The sequence below is a fragment of the Ruegeria sp. BA12 genome, assembly GCF_056539625.1.
In genome coordinates, this window is the sequence record NZ_JBQFVF010000001.1 from 917755 (window position 1) to 935027 (window position 17273).

Sequence of the window (17273 nt, forward strand, 5' to 3'; positions counted from 1 at the left end):
ATTGCTAACCACGCCGCAAACAGAAATCCAGAATGGGACTACAACACCATGAGCACGGAAACCAAAAGCGCCGACATCCAGTTGATCCAACGGATCTTGCCGCATCGCTATCCGTTTCTGCTGGTCGACAAGGTGGTTGATATCTCGGGTTATCAATCGGCCGTTGGCATCAAGAATGTCACAATGAACGAACCACATTTTCAGGGCCATTTTCCCGGAACGCCGATCATGCCCGGCGTGACCATTGTTGAAGCGATGGCGCAAACTGCAGGTGTGATGCTGGGCGTCGGTATGGACGTGATCGACAGCGAATTGCTGATTTATTTCATGAACATCGACAAGTGCAAATTCCGCCGCAAAGTGATCCCTGGCGATGTGCTTGAAATGCACGTGGAAACCGTGCGGGGTAAGAAGGGTGGCAAGATCTTCAAATTCAGCGGCCGGGCGACGGTTGATGGCGAAGTCGCAGCCGAAGCCGAATTTTCGGCCTATGTCGACTGGGACATGGAAAAGACAACATGAGCGGCATTCACCCAAGCGCAATCATCGAAGACGGTGCGCAGATCGGTGAAGACTGCATCATCGGGCCGTTCTGTTTTGTCGGCAGTCAGGTTAAGCTGGGCGACCGGGTCGAATTGAAGTCCCATGTTGTCGTGACCGGCGAAACCCAGATCGGTGATGAGACCGTGATCTTCAATTTCTCGGTGATCGGAGAAATTCCGCAGGACCTGAAGTTCGGGGGTGAGGATACGCGGCTTGAGATCGGCAAGCGTAACCGCATTCGTGAACATGTGACGGTGAATACCGGAACCGAGGGCGGCGGCGGTGTGACCCGGATCGGCGACGATTGTCTTTTGATGGCAGGTGTGCACGTGGCGCATGACGTTCAGATCGGGGATCGTGTGATCATGGTGAACCATTCCGGCGCGGCGGGTCACTGTGTCATCGAGGATGATGTGATCGTGGGCGGAATTTCCGGCCTGCATCAATGGGTGCGCGTGGGCCGTGGCGCGATCATCGGCGCACTGACTATGGTGCCCAATGACGTGATCCCATATGGCCTGGTTCAGGCGCCTCGGGGTGAGTTGGACGGACTGAACCTGGTTGGCTTGAAACGGCGCGGTGTCTCGCGCGAGGATATCTCGGCCCTGCGTGCTGCATTCCGCGAATTGTCGACTGGCGATGGCACGTTCATGGAACGCGCGCACCGGGTAGGTGTGGACAACGAAAGCGAATATGTGCAGCGGATCGTGGATTTCGTGACCGGGCAATCCGATCGCTCGTTCCTGACGCCGAGGAAATAGGTCAATGCTGGCATTGATTGCTGGAACAGGCGCATTGCCGGGCGAAGTGGTTGACCAACTTTCCGATCGCCCTCTGATTTGTGCGATGGAAGGGTTCACACCGGACACTTTGACTGCGGATATCGTCTTTCCATTGGAACAGTTGGGAAGCTTCCTTGCGGATTTGAAAGCGCGCGGCGTGACCGAGATTTGCATGGCTGGCGCGGTGCGCCGTCCCGCTATCGATTCATCGCGGATTGATGCGGCCACGATGCCTCTGGTTCCAGTACTGCAACAGGCGATGATGTCCGGGGATGACGGGGCATTGCGCGCCGTGATCGGCATATTCGAAAACTCTGGACTGACCGTTCGTGCCGCTCACGAAATTGCCCCGGCGTTACTGCCGGAACTAGGGTGCCTTACCGAAACGCAGCCATCCGAGGCTGAACTGTCCGATGCAGACAGGGCAGCGGGTATTCTACGGGCCATGGGAGCTGCGGATATCGGTCAGGCTTGTGCGGTGTCCAAAGGGCAGGCGCTTGCGGTCGAAAGCATCTACGGCACAGATTGGATGCTGCAATCCTTGTCCCAACGACCGGATGCGGGGGGTGGCGTTTTGTTCAAAGCGCCGAAACCCGATCAGGACCGACGTGCTGACTTGCCGACCATTGGCCCTGGGACCGTTTCTGGTGCGGTGGCAGCTGGGCTAGCGGGTATTGTCATCGAAAAAGGTGGCGTGATCGTGTTGCAACAGGATCGTGTGATCGACGAATGCAACCGTCTGGGCCTGTTTCTGTATGTGCGTGAGCGGGCGATCTGATGCGAGTCTTCCTGGTCGCCGGTGAACCTTCGGGCGACCGTTTGGGCGGCGCCTTGATGGAAGGGTTGCGCAGTCTCGTACCCGATATCCAGTTCGATGGCGTTGGCGGACCGCTGATGCAGGCACAGGGTTTGGACAGCCGCTTTCCAATGGCCGAACTGTCGGTGATGGGGCTGGTTGAGGTTTTGCCCAAGTTCTTCCACCTGAAACGCCGGATTTCTGAGACCGCTCAGGCCGTTCTGGATACGCAGCCCGATGTATTGATTACCATCGACAGCCCGGATTTTTCACTGCGCGTCGCCAAGCAGGTAAAAGCGCAGAGTGATATCAGAACGGTGCATTACGTCGCCCCCAGTGTCTGGGCATGGCGCCCCGGGCGCGCGGACAAGATGGCCAAGGTGATCGACCAAGTTCTGGCGTTGTTACCATTTGAACCGCCCTATATGGAACGTGCGGGGATGGAGTGTGATTTCGTTGGTCATCCGGTGGCCAGCGAACCGATAGCTTCGGATCAGGATATCCAGGATTTTCGCGTGACCTACGATCTGGGCGACGCACCGATCATACTGGCGCTTCCTGGTTCGCGTGGAGGCGAGATTGAGCGTCTGGCTCCGATCTTTGGTGAGGCGCTGCGCCTTTATCTGAATGAACGGCCGTGCGCACGTATTGTGGTGCCCGCGGTTGCGCATATGGTGGATACCGTCACCGAGCATATGCAAAGCTGGCCCGGAAACCCTGTTGTCGTCGATCCGCGCGAGATGCCTTCGGATCAGGCACAAGCACAAAAGCAGGTCGCGTTTGCCGCGGCAGAGTTGTCGCTGGCCGCTTCGGGGACGGTTTCGTTGGAACTGGCCGCGCAATCGACGCCTATGGTGATAGCGTATAATCTGAACTGGCTGACCACTCTGATTGCCAAGCGGATGGTCAAGCTGGATACTGTAACGCTAGTCAATCTGGTGTCCGAGACCCGAGCGGTCCCCGAGTGTTTGCTGGATGATTGCCAGCCTGAAAAGATAGCAGAGGCGTTGAAACAGGTCGCGGCTGCCCCCGATGCGCAGCGCGATGCCATGACCCTCACGATGGAACGTCTGGGGCGCGGAGGTGAGGCCCCCGGTTTGAGGGCCGCCCGAGCCGTTCTTGATCGGATGACTCCGTAATGCTGGATTTCGTGCTGTTCGGACTGTCTGCCTTTATGGCTCAGATTCTGACCAATCTGGACAATCTGGCGGCGCTGCTGGCGCTATCGCTGGTGTCGGGGGCCAAACGCGCGGTCTTTGGCTTTCTGCTTGCGCAGGGGGTCGTGATCAGCGCAGCGCTTTTGCTGGCGTTGGGGGTTGAGGATGTCGTACCGCACTGGGCCGGGTATCTGGGTCTGATACCTCTGAGTTTGGGCATCTTAGCCTTGATCCGGCAAAGGCAGGGAACCGAGACTGAAACGCACGCAAATCTGGATACCGGGGCGTCGGTGATCATGGTCACGCTGCTGTTCATCAGCCTGTCGATGGATACGTTCGCCGTCCTTGCGCCTCTGCTGGCCGACTCGGCCCCCACGTTCAGAACGGCTGGTGTTATCGGGGCCGTGTTGGCGGCACTTGGTCTGGCAACCGTTGCGCTGTTAGGGGCCAAAGCGCCGTTCATGAGCGGCACGCTGGCCCGGCGGTTGGAACGGTTGGTTCCCTATGTGATGATTTGCGCCGGGCTCTATATCCTTAGCAACTCGTGGACGGACGCGATTTAGTACCCGCGCCAGATCCAGCCGCCGCCAAAGATACGGCTGCCTTCCGACGCGTAGAACACACAGGCCTGACCGGGTGAGACACCTTCTTCGGGCGTCAACAGCTCAACCTCTGCCGTGGTATTGGACAAAGGTCTTACGATCGCCTCGCGCGGGGGGCGGGTCGAGCGGACCTTGACCAGAACATGCCATTCATCTCGTGAGGTGAAGGGTTCATCCCCAAGCCAGTTGATTTCGCGAACAGGAATGGTTCGGGTGGCCAGCATCTCTTTGGGGCCAACAACGACTTGTTTCGCATCCACGTCCAGTTTTACGACATACAATGGCTCGCTAAGGCCACCGATGCCCAGACCGCGGCGTTGTCCGATGGTATAGTGGATCACACCGTTATGCTGCGCCAGAACGCGACCGTCCGCATGCACGATCTCACCGGGTTCTGCCGCACCGGGGCGCAGTTTTTCGATGACGCTGGCATAATTGCCGTTGGGCACGAAGCAGATGTCCTGACTGTCCGGCTTGTCCGCCACGGCCAGCCCGTATTGCGCTGCCATCTCGCGGGTGGCGTCCTTCGAGGGCAGGTGGCCCAGAGGGAAACGCAGGAAATCCAACTGCTCGGGTGTGGTCGAGAACAGGAAATAGGACTGATCGCGGTTCGCGTCCTCGGCGCTATGCAACTCTGGCCCATTGGGACCCATTTTACGCTGGATATAGTGACCGGTGGCCATGCAGTCGGCCTCAAGATCCTTGGCGGTCTCCAGCAAATCCTTGAATTTGACCCGTTCGTTGCAGCGGATGCAGGGCACCGGAGTAGCACCTGCCAGATAGCTGTCAGCAAACTCGTCGATCACCGCGTCTTTGAAGATGTTCTCGTAATCCAGAACATAGTGCGGAAATCCGCGTTCCTCGGCCACACGGCGTGCGTCATGGATATCGATCCCCGCACAGCAAGCACCTTTCTTGGCCAGCGCTGCACCATGATCGTAAAGCTGTAGCGTTACACCAACCACGTCATAGCCCTGGTCGGCCAGGTGGGCCGCCACGACAGAGCTGTCTACGCCACCGGACATGGCAACAACCACCCGCGTTTCCGAGGGCGGTTTGGCAAAGCCAAGCGAATTGAGTTGGGTCTCGGCAGCGAGGGCCATGATGATTCCAGTGCGGGTTAAGAAAGACCGGCAGAATATAGGAAAATTCTACACACTCTCAAGGGGCGGTTTCACTCAGCATTAAGTAGGGTGGTGTCAGCTTTGTCGCAGCACGAAGAGGGTCATAAAATGTTTTTGCACAAAGTTGAGGGTCCAAGATCCATAACCCTACCGGATGGAACGGTTTTATCGCGCGCCGATCTGCCGCCAAGGGATACGACACGCTGGGTCGCATCGCGCAAGGCAATCGTCGTGCGGGGGGTGGTTTATGGGCTGATCACACTGTCAGACGCTAAAAAGCGATACGGCCTTAGTGATGAGGAATTTAACGCCTGGGTTGCCGCTGTTGCTGAACACGGAACGGACGCTTTGAAAGTGACTGCGTTAAAAAAATATCGACAACCTAAGGGTGAAAGGGAATAAATGATTCAACGGTAACGTCAGATTAACCATTTTTGAGCAGGCTCAATTTGAATTGGTAAATTGACCCGAATTGGAGCAGTAAATGCGTATACTTCTTGTCGAGGATGATCCGACTACGTCCAAAAGCATTGAATTGATGCTGACACACGCAAACCTCAACGTCTATGCAACGGATTTGGGTGAGGAAGGTATCGATCTTGCAAAGCTTTATGACTACGATCTGATCCTGCTGGACTTGAATTTGCCGGACATGAATGGGCATGAAGTCCTGCGGCAACTGCGCATCGCTCGGGTGGAAACACCGATCCTGATCCTGTCAGGCGCAGACGACACGGAAAGCAAAATAAAAGGATTTGGGTTCGGTGCCGACGATTATATGACCAAGCCCTTCCATCGAGAGGAGTTGGTGGCCCGAATCCATGCCATCATCCGCCGCTCAAAAGGGCATTCGCAATCCATCATCCAGACCGGTCGCGTTGCGGTTAACCTCGATGCCAAAACGGTCGAAGTGGAAGGCAAAGCTGTTCATCTGACCGGTAAGGAATATCAGATGCTTGAGCTGCTGAGCCTACGTAAGGGCACCACGTTGACTAAAGAGATGTTCCTGAACCACCTCTATGGCGGCATGGACGAGCCCGAGCTGAAAATCATCGACGTTTTCATCTGCAAGCTGCGTAAAAAACTCAGCAACGCCACCAGTGGTGAAAATTACATCGAGACAGTTTGGGGCAGGGGCTATGTCCTGCGTGATCCGCAAAGCAACAGTGTTGACGAAACGCGGATGGCGGTTGGGGCCTGATTTGAACATGGTCGCCCGTGGTCCGGGGCGACCGCTTTCACTCACTGAACAGCACGTCTGGACCTGACCATGACCTCGCCCTATCACTGAAGTCCAAGACTAAGTGACAGGGCGAGGCCATGAGCAAATTGATTCCGGTATCTGACCTGACCGAACAGGCCGCGCGCGCTGAGTTGGCGCAATTGGCCGAACAGTTGGCGCGGGCAAACACGCTGTATTACGGCGAAGACGCCCCCGAGATTTCGGACGCCGAATATGATGCGCTCAAGCGTCGAAATGCTGAAATCGAAACGCGGTTTCCGCAACTAAAGCGCGCCGACAGCCCCTCGGATCAAGTCGGCGCTCGCCCGTCTGACGGTTTTTCGAAAGTTACCCATGCTGTTCGCATGATGTCGCTGGGCAATGCGTTCGACGACGAAGACGTGCAGGATTTTGACCGCTCAATCCGAAAGTACCTCGGGTTGGAAGCATCTAAACCTTTGTCTTACACGGCTGAACCTAAAATTGACGGTCTGTCGCTTTCCTTGCGGTATGAGAAGGGCAAATTGGTTCAGGCGGCCACCCGCGGAGACGGCGAAGTTGGTGAAAATGTCACGGCAAATGCCCGGACTATTTCAGATATTCCCCAAACCTTGGAAAATGCGCCCGACATTTTGGAAGTTCGGGGCGAGGTCTACATGTCTCATGAAGACTTTGAAAAGCTAAATGCGCGGCAGGAAGAGGCAGGAGAAAAGCCTTTCGCCAATCCACGAAACGCGGCTGCGGGTTCCTTACGGCAATTGGATTCGTCCGTCACGCGATCCCGTCCATTGCGGTTCTTTGCCTATGCCTGGGGTGAGCTGTCCGAACCGTTGGCAGAAACCCAAATGAAGGCAATTGACCGGTTGCGCGGTCTTGGTTTCGCCACCAATTCCCTGACCCAGCTGTGTGAAACGACGGATCAGATGCTGGCGCATTACCGCGAGATCGAGGCCCAACGATCCACCTTGGGTTATGATATCGACGGCGTCGTCTACAAAGTGAACGATCTGTCCTTGCAGGGGCGTCTGGGTTTCCGCTCCACAACCCCCCGCTGGGCGATTGCGCACAAGTTTCCTGCAGAACTGGCCTGGACCCGACTTGAAGCGATCGACATTCAGGTTGGCCGCACTGGGGCGCTCAGCCCGGTTGCCCGGTTGCACCCGGTCACGGTGGGTGGTGTGGTCGTGTCGAATGCCACCTTGCACAACGAAGATTATATTGCGGGTCGTGACGCCAAAGGTGGTACTATCCGCGACGGCAAGGATATTCGGGTCGGTGATTGGGTGCAGGTATACCGCGCTGGTGATGTGATCCCGAAACTGGCCGATGTCGATATCTCGAAACGACCCGAAGGGGCAGAGCCGTTTCAGTTCCCCAAGACCTGCCCCCAATGCAACAGCGACGCGGTCCGCGAAGAGGGCGACGCAGTGCGCCGCTGTACCGGGGGTGTAATTTGTCCGGCACAGGCGGTTGAAAAGCTGAAGCACTTCGTTTCTCGCAAGGCCTTCGACATCGAAGGTTTGGGCGCCAAGCAGATCGAGATGTTTTACGATGACCCGGATCTGCCAGTTAGAACGCCGGTCGATATTTTCACCCTGCAGACACGCGATGCGGCAAACCTGAACAAACTGGCCAATCGCAAAGGCTGGGGGGCGCAAAGTGCGGGTAACCTGTGGGAGGCCATCGATGAGAAACGAAAAATTCCCTTTGGTCGGCTACTGTTTGCACTGGGCATCCGCCATTTGGGTGAGGCCGCGTCGAACCTGATCGCGACACATTATGGAAACTGGGGTGACTTTGAACGCGCCATTACCTCTGCGGCGGGGTTCGAAGGCCCCGAATGGGACGACTTGTTGGGCGTGGATGGCGTCGGCGAGGTTATGGCCCGCGCCCTCATATCAGCCTTCGCGCAAAAGGCCGAGCGCGCCAGCATTGATGCGCTGGTCGCCCAGCTGGACATACAAGAGGCGAAACGCCCCGACACAGCCGGCAGTCCGGTCGCAGGCAAAACAGTCGTCTTCACGGGCACGCTGGAAAAGATGACTCGCGCTGAGGCCAAGGCCCGCGCCGAGGCATTAGGGGCTAAAGTCTCGGGTTCGGTCAGCAAGAAAACCGATATTCTGGTTGCCGGCCCCGGTGCTGGCTCCAAGGCAAAGAAAGCTGCCGAACTGGGTATTGAAACATTGGATGAGGATGGCTGGTTGCAGCTGATCGGAACTGCATGAGCGGGCGCCCGGAAAGCCTGTTTCCGCTGTTCGCGGGGTTGGAAACTTTGGATGGGGTTGGGCCGAAGACAGCTCAGGTCTTGACCCAAGCGGGGACGGAGTCGCCGCGCGATGTGCTGTTCAGCCTGCCATATGCCGTCATTGACCGCCGTCGGTGCGATACGATTCAGGGTGTTGACCTGCCGACCACACTGACAGTTGAAGTGACTGTTGGTACGCACCGGCCCGCCCGCAATAAGGGCGGCGCTTACCGGGTGCATGTCGAGGATAGCCAGGCAGATTTCCAGTTGGTGTTCTTTCACGCGCGCGGTGACTATCTGAAGCGTATTTTGCCGGAAGGTTCACGGCGGGTGATTTCGGGCAAGCTCGAACTGTTCGATGGCATGGCGCAGATGGTCCACCCGGATCATATGGTGCCTGTGGAAGAGGCGCAGGAAATTCCGGATTTTGAACCGGTGTATCATCTGACACAGGGGATCACACAGAAAACGGCCTATAAGGCTGCCCGCAGCGCGTTGGCGCGGGCCCCGGAATTGGCTGAATGGATCGATCCCACCCTGGTGGCTAAGCAAGGGTGGTCAGCCTGGGCCACTGCAATTGCAGCTGCGCATAACCCGCAGGGGGCAGATGATGTGGCTGCTCATGCTCCGGCACGGGAACGTCTGGCCTATGATGAGTTGTTTGCGCATCAATTGACGTTGGCCTTGGCCCGTCAGCGAGAGCGGAAAGCGCGGGGTCTGGTCAGTGCCGGAACGGGTGCTTTGCAGGCCAAGGTTCTTGCCGGCCTGCCATATCAACCTACCAAAGCGCAGTTGCGGGCCATTGACGACATCGCTGGCGATATGGCTTCGGACGCGCGTATGAACCGGTTATTGCAGGGCGACGTGGGTGCGGGCAAGACGCTGGTGGCCTTTATGGCCTTGCTCATCGCGGTCGAGGCCAAAGGCCAGGGCGTCATGATGGCGCCTACCGAAATTCTGGCCCGGCAACATCTGGAGGGATTGCGCCCGTTGGCCGAAGAGGCTGGGGTCGTGCTGGAAATCCTCACTGGCCGGGACAAGGGCGCGGAACGACGTGCAAAGCTGGCGGCGCTGAAGAATGGCGATATTCAAATCCTGGTCGGAACTCACGCGGTATTTCAAAGCGATGTTGAATTTAGGGCGCTCCGGCTTGCGATTGTCGATGAACAGCACCGGTTCGGTGTTCGGCAACGAATGGAGTTATCGGAAAAAGGGCAGGGCGCGGATGTGCTGGTGATGACCGCCACTCCGATCCCTCGCAGTCTGGCCTTGGCGCAATATGGCGATATGGACGTTTCGGTGCTGGACGAAAAACCGCCGGGACGAAAACCCATCAAGACTGCCATCATCAGCACAGATCGCATGGACGATGTCGTTTCGCACCTACGTCGAGCGATTGATGAAGGACGTCAGTGTTACTGGGTCTGTCCGTTGGTCGACGAATCCGAAGTTTCGGACCTTACGGCAGCTGAGGAACGATTCAAGCGATTGCGCGCCATTCTGGGCGAAGGAGTGGTCGGGTTGGTGCATGGCCAGATGCCATCGGTCGATAAAGATGCTGCCATGAAGGCCTTTCAGGACGGGCAAACCAAGGTACTGGTCGCCACAACCGTGATCGAGGTTGGGGTCAACGTGCCAAACGCCTCGATCATGGTCATAGAGCGAGCTGAGATTTTTGGGCTTGCGCAACTGCACCAGTTGCGCGGACGCGTTGGGCGTGGTGAGGCGGATTCAACCTGCCTGCTGATGTATCAGCCTCCGCTCAGTGAAAGCGGGCGGAAACGATTAGAAGTGCTGCGCGAAACCGAAGACGGGTTTCGTATTTCAGAAACTGATCTGCAGATGCGTGGCGCAGGTGATTTGATCGGGACAGCGCAATCCGGGTTGCCGAAATTTCGGATCGCGGACCTGGAACGTCAGGCTGGGTTGATGGCAACAGCGCAGACTGATGCCCGTGCGTTACTGTCTGCTGATCCCCGTTTGAAATCGGACCGGGGGCAGGCGGCACGTGTTCTGCTGTGGTTTATGAAACAGGATCAGGCAATCCGTTTGATTTCAGTAGGTTAGAAATTTTGTTCCACTAAGTTCACAAATGTTCTCAAAAAGTTCTTTACCGACTCAACAAAATATGAGAACAAAAGGTCAACAAAGGATTAAATCTCGACCGGAGGTGAGACCATGCTGACCCAGATCAAGACTGCCCTGAGCCGCTCGCAATCGACGATTTTGCAGGATGCTGTAGGGGCCGTGTCTTTGGTGGTCATGCTAATGGTTGCCCTGCACCTGCCCGGAGCGTTCTAAGCCTTTCTGCCTGCGATCTCGTGCCGATTATACCGCGCTGTCATCCCCATTTCAGTCAAGGGTGACCTGCCTGTCCCAATTCCCTTGAGGGGCCTGCCTCGGCCCCGTGCGGCTATCCGGACCCCACGCGAGACACGCACAACCTGCCGCCGCCCTTTCCGCCCGGAAGGTGCGGCGGTTTTTTCTTATAACTGCCCGGTTTTCATGATCTCAAGAAGCGCGGACAGAACGGAATTCACTGCGACCGAAGCCAAGATCATTCCCATGACCCGGCTGATAATCGCAGCACCCGAAGAACGGATGACACGGATTATCGGGTCCGCCAGCAGCATCAGAACAAACGAAATCAGAATAACGGACAGCATGACCAGCGCCGTAATACCCTGATCCGCGGCGCTGTAACGGTTATTGTCGGTCAGAATGACAATTGCCAGCATAGCACCGGGTGACGCCAGGGATGGCACTGCCAACGGGAAAATCGCCGGATTGGGTTTGTTGGCGGAAATCTCCATTTCCTCTTCAGCTTCATGCTGCTCGACGACTTGTTTGCTTTCGCCAAAGATCATTGTCAGCGCGAAAAGGAACAGGATGATACCACCAGCGACCTGAAACGAATTCAGCCCGATATCCAGCGCCTCGATCAGCAATTGGCCGAAAATCAAAAAGAACAGAAGGACACCAGCGCTGACCAGCGCGGCGAGCAGGGCGGTTTTGCGACGGGCCGCTGCAGTCAGGCCCGCTGTGACGGCTATGAAAACAGGGATTGTGCCAATCGGGTCAATTACGACCCAGAGTGTAACAAAGTGTTCAAGCAATTTTTCCATCCAATCCCCCCGAAATCATGCGGGGTGATTAAACCGGATTGCCCGCAAAAATTCCAATGTTATGCGCAATTTGCCTGTTCAGCCTGCCGCATCGCTTCGGCGGTGGCCTCAAGGGCCAGCAGTATCGATGCGTGGCGGTTCTTGTAGTCCCGCGCAGGGATCAGAACTTCGAGCCCATCAAATGGTGCATCAGGTACGGGTCCGTCTTTCTTCAACATGGCGGCCAATTGATCGCGTGCAGTTTCCACCTGCGCCCGAGTCGCCCCGATGATGGCACTGCCCACGACTGAGGCCGAAGCCTGGCCCAAGGCACAGGCTTTGACGTCCTGCCCGAACTCCAAGATCTTGCCGTCCTGTATCTTCACATCCACGGTCACCGTCGACCCGCACAGGGGTGAGCGTTTTTTCACCGTAGCATCAGGATTCTCAAGCCTGTCCAGATGCGGAATATCCGCAGCCAGCGCCAGAATGCGGCCGGAATAGAGCTTTATCAGGTCGTTCTCGCCGGACATGGCTTTCCCTCGTTGTCTGTTCCCCATACATAGTGAGCATCTACCGGGATGCAAAAGGTTTTTCTCATGTCTGCCACCGTCACGTTTGATCCGTCCTCGCTGAAGTTTAATGAGGCCGGGCTGATCCCTGCCATCGCTCAGGATGCAAGCTCGGGCGAAGTGTTGATGATGGCCTGGATGAATGTTCAAGCCGTTGAGAAGACGTTGGAAACCGGGCGCGTCACATATTGGTCGCGGTCGCGTCAATCGTTTTGGATCAAGGGCGAAACCTCGGGCCATGTGCAGGAATTGGTGGATTTCCGCTTTGATTGCGACCGCGATTGTTTGCTAGTTCTAGTGCGTCAAACCGGTGCTGCGTGCCATACAAATCGCCGTACCTGTTTCTATACCGCGGTACGAGACGGCGACGAGGTCGAGCTGATGTCACCCATGGAGTGACCGGTTCACAGTCCAACCATCGCCCGGATATCTGCTGGCGACGCCCCCTCGGCCCGGTATTTCGAGATCGCCCGCGCATCGTCACGCTTGGCTAGACGTTTTCCTACGTCGTCGCGGATCAACCGGTGATGAAGGTACTGCGGTGTCGGTAAACCCAGCAAGGCTTGCAGCACAACATGAATACGGGTCGCTTCGAACAGGTCCTGTCCGCGTACAACGTGGGTAATACCCTGTGCGGCGTCGTCCAAGACCACTGACAAGTGATAAGACGTTCCCATATCGCGTCGCGACAGGATAACGTCGCCGATTGTGTCTGTCAGCTCGCCTAAAGAAAACGGGATGGTGCCCGTCTCTCCATTTGGTCCCGCGCCGGATTCGTGAAATGCGCCGACTTTTGCACCGGGTTGGGCTGAACCCGTAAGCACGCGGCCTGCAGCGGCCATATCCAATCTCAAAGGAATGTCCGTGGGACGTTGTGTGTCTCGACGTTTGCCATGGCACGTCCCAGGGTAAATGATCCCATCAGGCCCGTGCAGCGGTGCACCTTCTTGTGGGGCACTGGCCGCAGCGGCGATATCTTTGCGGTTGCAGGTGCAGGGATAAAGCAGGCCCCGCGACCACAAGTCATCCAATGCTCTGTCATATACTGCCAACCGGTCGGACTGACGCATGATGGGTTCAGGCCACCACAGCTCAAGCCACCGCAGGTCATCATAAATTTGTTCTTCCCAGTGGGGGCGCGATCGAGATTGGTCGATATCCTCGATCCGCAACAGGAATTGACCGTCTTCAGACCCGGCCAGATCATGGGCGAGCATCGCTGAATACGCATGTCCCAGATGCAGCGGACCTGTGGGAGACGGCGCAAATCGGGTTTTAAAAATCACGCTTTTTCAACGATATACACGTCCGACTTAAGGTCCATTCCTGGTAGGTGAGGACCGTATTCCCGAAACAGCAACCGAGCTGCTCCCATATCAAGCCAATCATTCAAGCGTGAAGTGTAAGAGACGTCCTCAAGCGCATGATCATTAAAGGAAAAGCCAAGCAGGCCGCCTTCGGGAAGCGCGCGCATCAGCATATCGAAAACCTCGGGCGGTGCTGCGCCAACCCCAATGACACCGATTGCGGTGATCGCCTTGTAGGCTCCTTGATCCAACGGATCGGGATTGGTGATCTCAAAGGTTGAAAGACTTCTATAGACCCCCTTGGCCAGAGCGCCTTCTAGCATCTTCGGAGTTGGATCAACGCCGTCAATCACTTCGAAACCCGCCGCACGCAAGGCTACACCGGACAATCCGGTGCCACAGCCATAATCCAGGATCGGTGTTTGCGGCTCGGGCAGTTTTGACCATAACGCCTCGGCCACCCGCCCGGGGGTCGCATAGCCATGCGCGCCAACCTCGGCATCATAGGAGGACGCCCATTTTTGATAGTGCGCATGCGTCTCTTGCGGGGTGTCCAGATTATAGACGTCTTTGAGGTACTTATCGCTCATACACGGATACTACGCTGCATGAGCCAACAGCGTCCAGTCAACACTGCTCCAGCCAGTTAGTCCACTCGGCCTTGGCGCGATCCGTATAAGCTTTGTAGCGGTCCTTGCGACCGCGCCGACCGCCTTTTAGCCCGTCGACTGGTCGGAATAAGCCGAAATTGACGTTCATGGGCTGAAAAGTCTTGGCCTCGGCCCCGCCGGTGATGTGGTGGATCAGGGCGCCCATGGCGCTGTCCTGCGGAACCTCGGGCAGGGTCCGGCCCAGAATCTCGGCCGCGGCCAGACGACCGGCCAACAGGCCCATCGCCGCGCTTTCGACATAACCCTCGACCCCGGTGATCTGCCCCGCAAAACGGATATTTGGTTTCGATTTCAACCGCATCTGCGCATCCAAAAGCGTCGGAGAGTTGATAAACGTATTGCGGTGAATACCGCCCAACCGCGCAAAGCTGGCGTTTTCCAGACCGGGGATCATACGGAACACTTCGGTCTGCGCGCCATATTTCATCTTGGTTTGAAAGCCGACGATATTGAACAGCGTGCCAAGGGCATTGTCGCGGCGCAGTTGCACCACCGCATGCGGTTTGACGTCAGGCTGATGAGGATTAGTAAGGCCGACCGGCTTCATCGGGCCGTGGCGCAGCGTTTCGCGACCACGCTCTGACATCACCTCGATCGGAAGGCAGCCGTCGAAATACCCCGCCGTTTCGCCTTCGTGAAACTCAGTTTTGTCAGCGGCCAGCAGAGCGTCGATAAATGCCTCATACTGATCGCGGTCCATTGGGCAGTTCAGATAGGCGGTGCGTTCTTCCTCGGTCTCGCCTTTGTCATAGCGCGATTGCATCCAGGCTTTGCTCATATCGATGCTGTCGGCATAGACAATCGGGGCAATGGCGTCGAAAAATGCCAGGGACTCTGCACCCGTTTCGGTTCGGATGGAGTCACCCAATGTTGCCGATGTCAAAGGACCAGTGGCAAAGATCCAGTGGCCGTCATCGGGCAGGGCAGTGACTTCTTCCCCTGTAACCTCGATACGCGGATGGGCCTGCAGTTTGGCGGTAACCGCCTCGGCAAAAGGATCGCGGTCTACAGCAAGCGCACCACCCGCGGGCAGCCGGTGCGCGTCCGCCGTTGTCATGATCAGGCCGTTCGCGGCGCGCATTTCCCAATGCAGCAAGCCAACGGCGTTCTGTTCATCATCGTCTGAGCGGAATGAGTTCGAACACACCATCTCGGCCAGATTGCCAGTTTGGTGCGCAAAGGTGCCTACTTTGGGTCGCATTTCGTGGATCACCACATCTACGCCCATTTCCGCCGCCTGCCAGGCGGCCTCGGACCCGGCCATGCCGCCGCCCACGATATGCAGTTTTTGTGTCATGCGCTGCCACATAGGACAGTGAACCGTGCAACGCAACACAGGCCGCTTAGTTTAAGAATTTAAGGGAATTTTGGGGTCGCCGCTGCGGGAATGTCGACGCCGGTGAGAGAAACCAGCTTGGAGGGACCTTCCGCCCACGGCGACCCAAAAAGTGTATCTAGAGCCATAGCCCTGTCCCAGCATTGCCACAGTGTCGCCCTTTTGGGAAGTGCAAAATTACGAACAATCGTAAAAATTGTTGACAATAATCGCTTTATTGGTGCCAGTTCGGCGGCCTTTTTTCGATAAATGCAGATATGCCTTCTTCGGTATCGCGATGCAGCATATTCTGCGCCATTACGTCTCCGGTATAGTCATAGGCCTGCTCCAGAGGCATTTCCAGCTGCTTGTAGAAGGCCTGTTTGCCGATTTTCACAGCCGAACCCAATTTGGCCGCAAGCTGATCGGCAAGCGACACTGTTTCGTGCTCCAACAGCATTTCGGGCACGACGCGATTGATCAGACCCAGCTCGGCTGCGGTTTCGGCCGAGATAAAGTCGCCAGTCGTCAGCATCTCGAACGCGCGCTTGCGCGAGATGTTCCGGCTGAGGGCAACCATCGGTGTCGAGCAGAACAAACCGATATTCACACCGTTCACGCCAAACCGCGTACCTTCAGCCGCGACGGCCAGATCGCAGGTGGCGACCAACTGGCATCCCGCAGCGGTGGCGATACCGTGGACCTGTGCGATGACCGGTTGGGGCAGGGACCGGATTGACAGCATCATCTGGGTGCATCTGGCGAACAAGCCCTGGAAATAAGCTTTGCCGCCGTCCTCGGCCTGACGTCCGGCTGTCATCTGTTTCAGATCATGACCCGCACAGAACGCTTTGCCTTCACCGCGCAGGATAACCGCCCGAATCGCGCTGTCATCGCGCAGGCTGTCGAACTCGGATTGCAGGGCAGCCAGCATTTCGTCGCTCAGGGCGTTCAGACGATCGGGCGCGTTCATTGTCAGTGTGGCGACTGCGCCTGTGTCGTTACGTTCCAAAATTGCCATCTTGCCCTCCGTAGCGATGTTGGGCCAACTCTAGGTCGGCAAGTCGAGGAGGGGAAGCATGTCATTGGTCATGAGCCGGGAAGACCTGATGGAATACCTGCGGCAAATCTTCCCACAGGTACATCGGGATTTCGTCGTGGAAAAGCTGGATGAGGACTCGATCGAGATGCGTTTGGTTGTCGAAGATCGCCATCTGCGCCCTGGCGGTACGGTTTCAGGGCCATCCATGTTCGGGCTGGCGGATGTTAGTGTCTATGCGATGATCCTGGCACGCAAGGGACGCCAATCTTTGGCCGTTACCACGAACAGCTCCTTGGATTTTCTAAGAAAACCCGAGGGCGGCAAAGATATTATTGCCCGATGTCGACTGCTAAAGCTGGGCCGCAGTCTGGCTGTTGGGGATGTGCTGATGTTTTCAGAAGGGTCGGACAAACCCGTCGCGCGCGCCACGATGACCTATTCATTACCTCCCGAAGGATCGGCCGCGGCGGCCTTCGGATAAAAAAGGCCGGGCGAAGCCCGGCCAGGAAGAGGTCCCATCAAGGGACTGGGGAAAACTCAACCCTGCCAGAATGGGCGGGTGAATTCCTGACGAGCCTGATATCTTGTCAGACCGACATCCTTAAGAAGCCTGTCATCCAGCTTGGACAGATTGAGCCGGCTACGGCGTTGACGTTCCCATTTCGTGACCGTCGCCGCAAACCGCACGGCCAGCGCGGCGATCAGCGGCAGCCGGGGGCTGTCGTTCAGCAGCAAGAGGGCGGGGTTGTGCATCGAGCGTGTCATCAGGGTATCCTTTCAAATTGTATTGA

At 56.9% G+C, this 17273-nt stretch carries 20 protein-coding genes; 12 read left to right on the top strand and 8 right to left on the bottom strand.

Going from position 1 to position 17273, the window contains the following annotated elements; genetic code table 11:
- Positions 1-48: 48 nt before the first annotated feature.
- The 5 genes from fabZ to ACR0B0_RS04530 are packed head-to-tail and all read left to right on the top strand — an operon-like array spanning position 49 to position 3841.
- The gene (fabZ, locus tag ACR0B0_RS04510) at positions 49-522 is read left to right on the top strand and encodes a 3-hydroxyacyl-ACP dehydratase FabZ (protein ID WP_170358383.1); all 474 of its coding nucleotides are present in this window, start codon (positions 49-51) and stop codon (positions 520-522) included.
- Positions 519-1304, top strand: coding sequence for an acyl-ACP--UDP-N-acetylglucosamine O-acyltransferase (gene lpxA / locus ACR0B0_RS04515; RefSeq protein WP_480646590.1), 786 nt, complete (start codon positions 519-521; stop codon positions 1302-1304). The genes fabZ and lpxA overlap by 4 nt, the downstream gene beginning before the upstream one ends.
- A gap of 4 nt (positions 1305-1308) precedes the next feature.
- Entirely contained in the window at positions 1309-2103 is a 795-nt protein-coding gene (locus ACR0B0_RS04520; RefSeq protein ID WP_480646592.1) for an LpxI family protein, read from the top strand.
- A complete protein-coding gene (gene lpxB / locus ACR0B0_RS04525; protein WP_480646594.1) occupies positions 2103-3260 on the top strand; it encodes a lipid-A-disaccharide synthase in 1158 nt (385 codons plus the stop codon). The genes ACR0B0_RS04520 and lpxB overlap by 1 nt, the downstream gene beginning before the upstream one ends.
- The gene (locus ACR0B0_RS04530; RefSeq protein WP_480646596.1) at positions 3260-3841 is read left to right on the top strand and encodes a cadmium resistance transporter; all 582 of its coding nucleotides are present in this window, start codon (positions 3260-3262) and stop codon (positions 3839-3841) included. Before lpxB ends, ACR0B0_RS04530 begins: the two co-directional genes overlap by 1 nt.
- On the opposite strand, the gene mnmA is transcribed toward ACR0B0_RS04530, so the two are convergent.
- Positions 3838-4983: a tRNA 2-thiouridine(34) synthase MnmA gene (gene mnmA / locus ACR0B0_RS04535; RefSeq protein ID WP_170348649.1), complete on the bottom strand. Its 1146-nt coding sequence runs from the start codon at positions 4981-4983 to the stop codon at positions 3838-3840. The two genes, ACR0B0_RS04530 and mnmA, sit on opposite strands and share 4 nt — an antisense overlap.
- A 129-nt stretch (positions 4984-5112) precedes the next feature.
- Here mnmA and sciP point away from each other — a divergent pair, with 129 nt between their 5' ends.
- The 5 genes from sciP to ACR0B0_RS04560 all read left to right on the top strand — a co-directional run bounded on the left by sciP (position 5113) and on the right by ACR0B0_RS04560 (position 10772).
- Positions 5113-5406: a CtrA inhibitor SciP gene (gene sciP / locus ACR0B0_RS04540; RefSeq protein WP_170348650.1), complete on the top strand. Its 294-nt coding sequence runs from the start codon at positions 5113-5115 to the stop codon at positions 5404-5406.
- A gap of 82 nt (positions 5407-5488) precedes the next feature.
- The gene (ctrA, locus tag ACR0B0_RS04545) at positions 5489-6205 is read left to right on the top strand and encodes a response regulator transcription factor CtrA (RefSeq protein ID WP_170348651.1); all 717 of its coding nucleotides are present in this window, start codon (positions 5489-5491) and stop codon (positions 6203-6205) included.
- Positions 6206-6324: 119 nt separating this feature from the next.
- Positions 6325-8451, top strand: a complete 2127-nt coding sequence (gene ligA, locus ACR0B0_RS04550; RefSeq protein ID WP_170348652.1) for an NAD-dependent DNA ligase LigA — start codon at positions 6325-6327, stop codon at positions 8449-8451.
- The gene (recG, locus tag ACR0B0_RS04555) at positions 8448-10538 is read left to right on the top strand and encodes an ATP-dependent DNA helicase RecG (RefSeq protein WP_480646599.1); all 2091 of its coding nucleotides are present in this window, start codon (positions 8448-8450) and stop codon (positions 10536-10538) included. The genes ligA and recG overlap by 4 nt, the downstream gene beginning before the upstream one ends.
- Positions 10539-10649: 111 nt before the next feature.
- Positions 10650-10772, top strand: coding sequence for a hypothetical protein (locus ACR0B0_RS04560; RefSeq protein ID WP_264187059.1), 123 nt, complete (start codon positions 10650-10652; stop codon positions 10770-10772).
- A gap of 185 nt (positions 10773-10957) precedes the next feature.
- On the opposite strand, the gene ACR0B0_RS04565 is transcribed toward ACR0B0_RS04560, so the two are convergent.
- Together ACR0B0_RS04565 and ACR0B0_RS04570 are read right to left on the bottom strand one after the other, a co-directional pair.
- A complete protein-coding gene (locus ACR0B0_RS04565) occupies positions 10958-11596 on the bottom strand; it encodes a MarC family protein (protein ID WP_170348654.1) in 639 nt (212 codons plus the stop codon).
- 59 nt (positions 11597-11655) lie between these two features.
- Entirely contained in the window at positions 11656-12108 is a 453-nt protein-coding gene (locus ACR0B0_RS04570) for an iron-sulfur cluster assembly scaffold protein (protein ID WP_480646601.1), read from the bottom strand.
- Between the two features lie 48 nt (positions 12109-12156).
- Here ACR0B0_RS04570 and hisI point away from each other — a divergent pair, with 48 nt between their 5' ends.
- The gene (hisI, locus tag ACR0B0_RS04575; RefSeq protein ID WP_480646603.1) at positions 12157-12546 is read left to right on the top strand and encodes a phosphoribosyl-AMP cyclohydrolase; all 390 of its coding nucleotides are present in this window, start codon (positions 12157-12159) and stop codon (positions 12544-12546) included.
- A 5-nt stretch (positions 12547-12551) separates the two neighbouring features.
- On the opposite strand, the gene gluQRS is transcribed toward hisI, so the two are convergent.
- From gluQRS to ACR0B0_RS04595, 4 genes are all read right to left on the bottom strand, one after another.
- On the bottom strand, positions 12552-13433 hold the full coding sequence (gluQRS, locus tag ACR0B0_RS04580) for a tRNA glutamyl-Q(34) synthetase GluQRS (protein WP_480646605.1): 882 nt from the start codon (positions 13431-13433) through the stop codon (positions 12552-12554).
- Positions 13430-14044, bottom strand: coding sequence for a class I SAM-dependent DNA methyltransferase (locus ACR0B0_RS04585; RefSeq protein WP_170409786.1), 615 nt, complete (start codon positions 14042-14044; stop codon positions 13430-13432). Before ACR0B0_RS04585 ends, gluQRS begins: the two co-directional genes overlap by 4 nt.
- A gap of 37 nt (positions 14045-14081) precedes the next feature.
- Positions 14082-15422, bottom strand: coding sequence for a methylenetetrahydrofolate--tRNA-(uracil(54)-C(5))-methyltransferase (FADH(2)-oxidizing) TrmFO (gene trmFO / locus ACR0B0_RS04590; RefSeq protein ID WP_170348659.1), 1341 nt, complete (start codon positions 15420-15422; stop codon positions 14082-14084).
- A 253-nt stretch (positions 15423-15675) separates the two neighbouring features.
- Positions 15676-16461 (bottom strand): enoyl-CoA hydratase, encoded by a 786-nt coding sequence (locus ACR0B0_RS04595; RefSeq protein WP_170348660.1) that lies wholly within the window; start codon positions 16459-16461, stop codon positions 15676-15678.
- 58 nt (positions 16462-16519) lie between these two features.
- On the opposite strand from ACR0B0_RS04595, the gene ACR0B0_RS04600 reads away from it, so the two are divergent.
- Positions 16520-16963 carry a PaaI family thioesterase gene (locus ACR0B0_RS04600; RefSeq protein WP_480646607.1) on the top strand — a complete coding sequence of 148 codons (444 nt, stop codon included), beginning with the start codon at positions 16520-16522 and terminating at the stop codon, positions 16961-16963.
- Between the two features lie 56 nt (positions 16964-17019).
- Here ACR0B0_RS04600 and ACR0B0_RS04605 read toward each other — a convergent pair whose 3' ends face one another.
- Positions 17020-17247: a DUF1127 domain-containing protein gene (locus ACR0B0_RS04605; protein ID WP_170348662.1), complete on the bottom strand. Its 228-nt coding sequence runs from the start codon at positions 17245-17247 to the stop codon at positions 17020-17022.
- Positions 17248-17273: the final 26 nt, after the last annotated feature.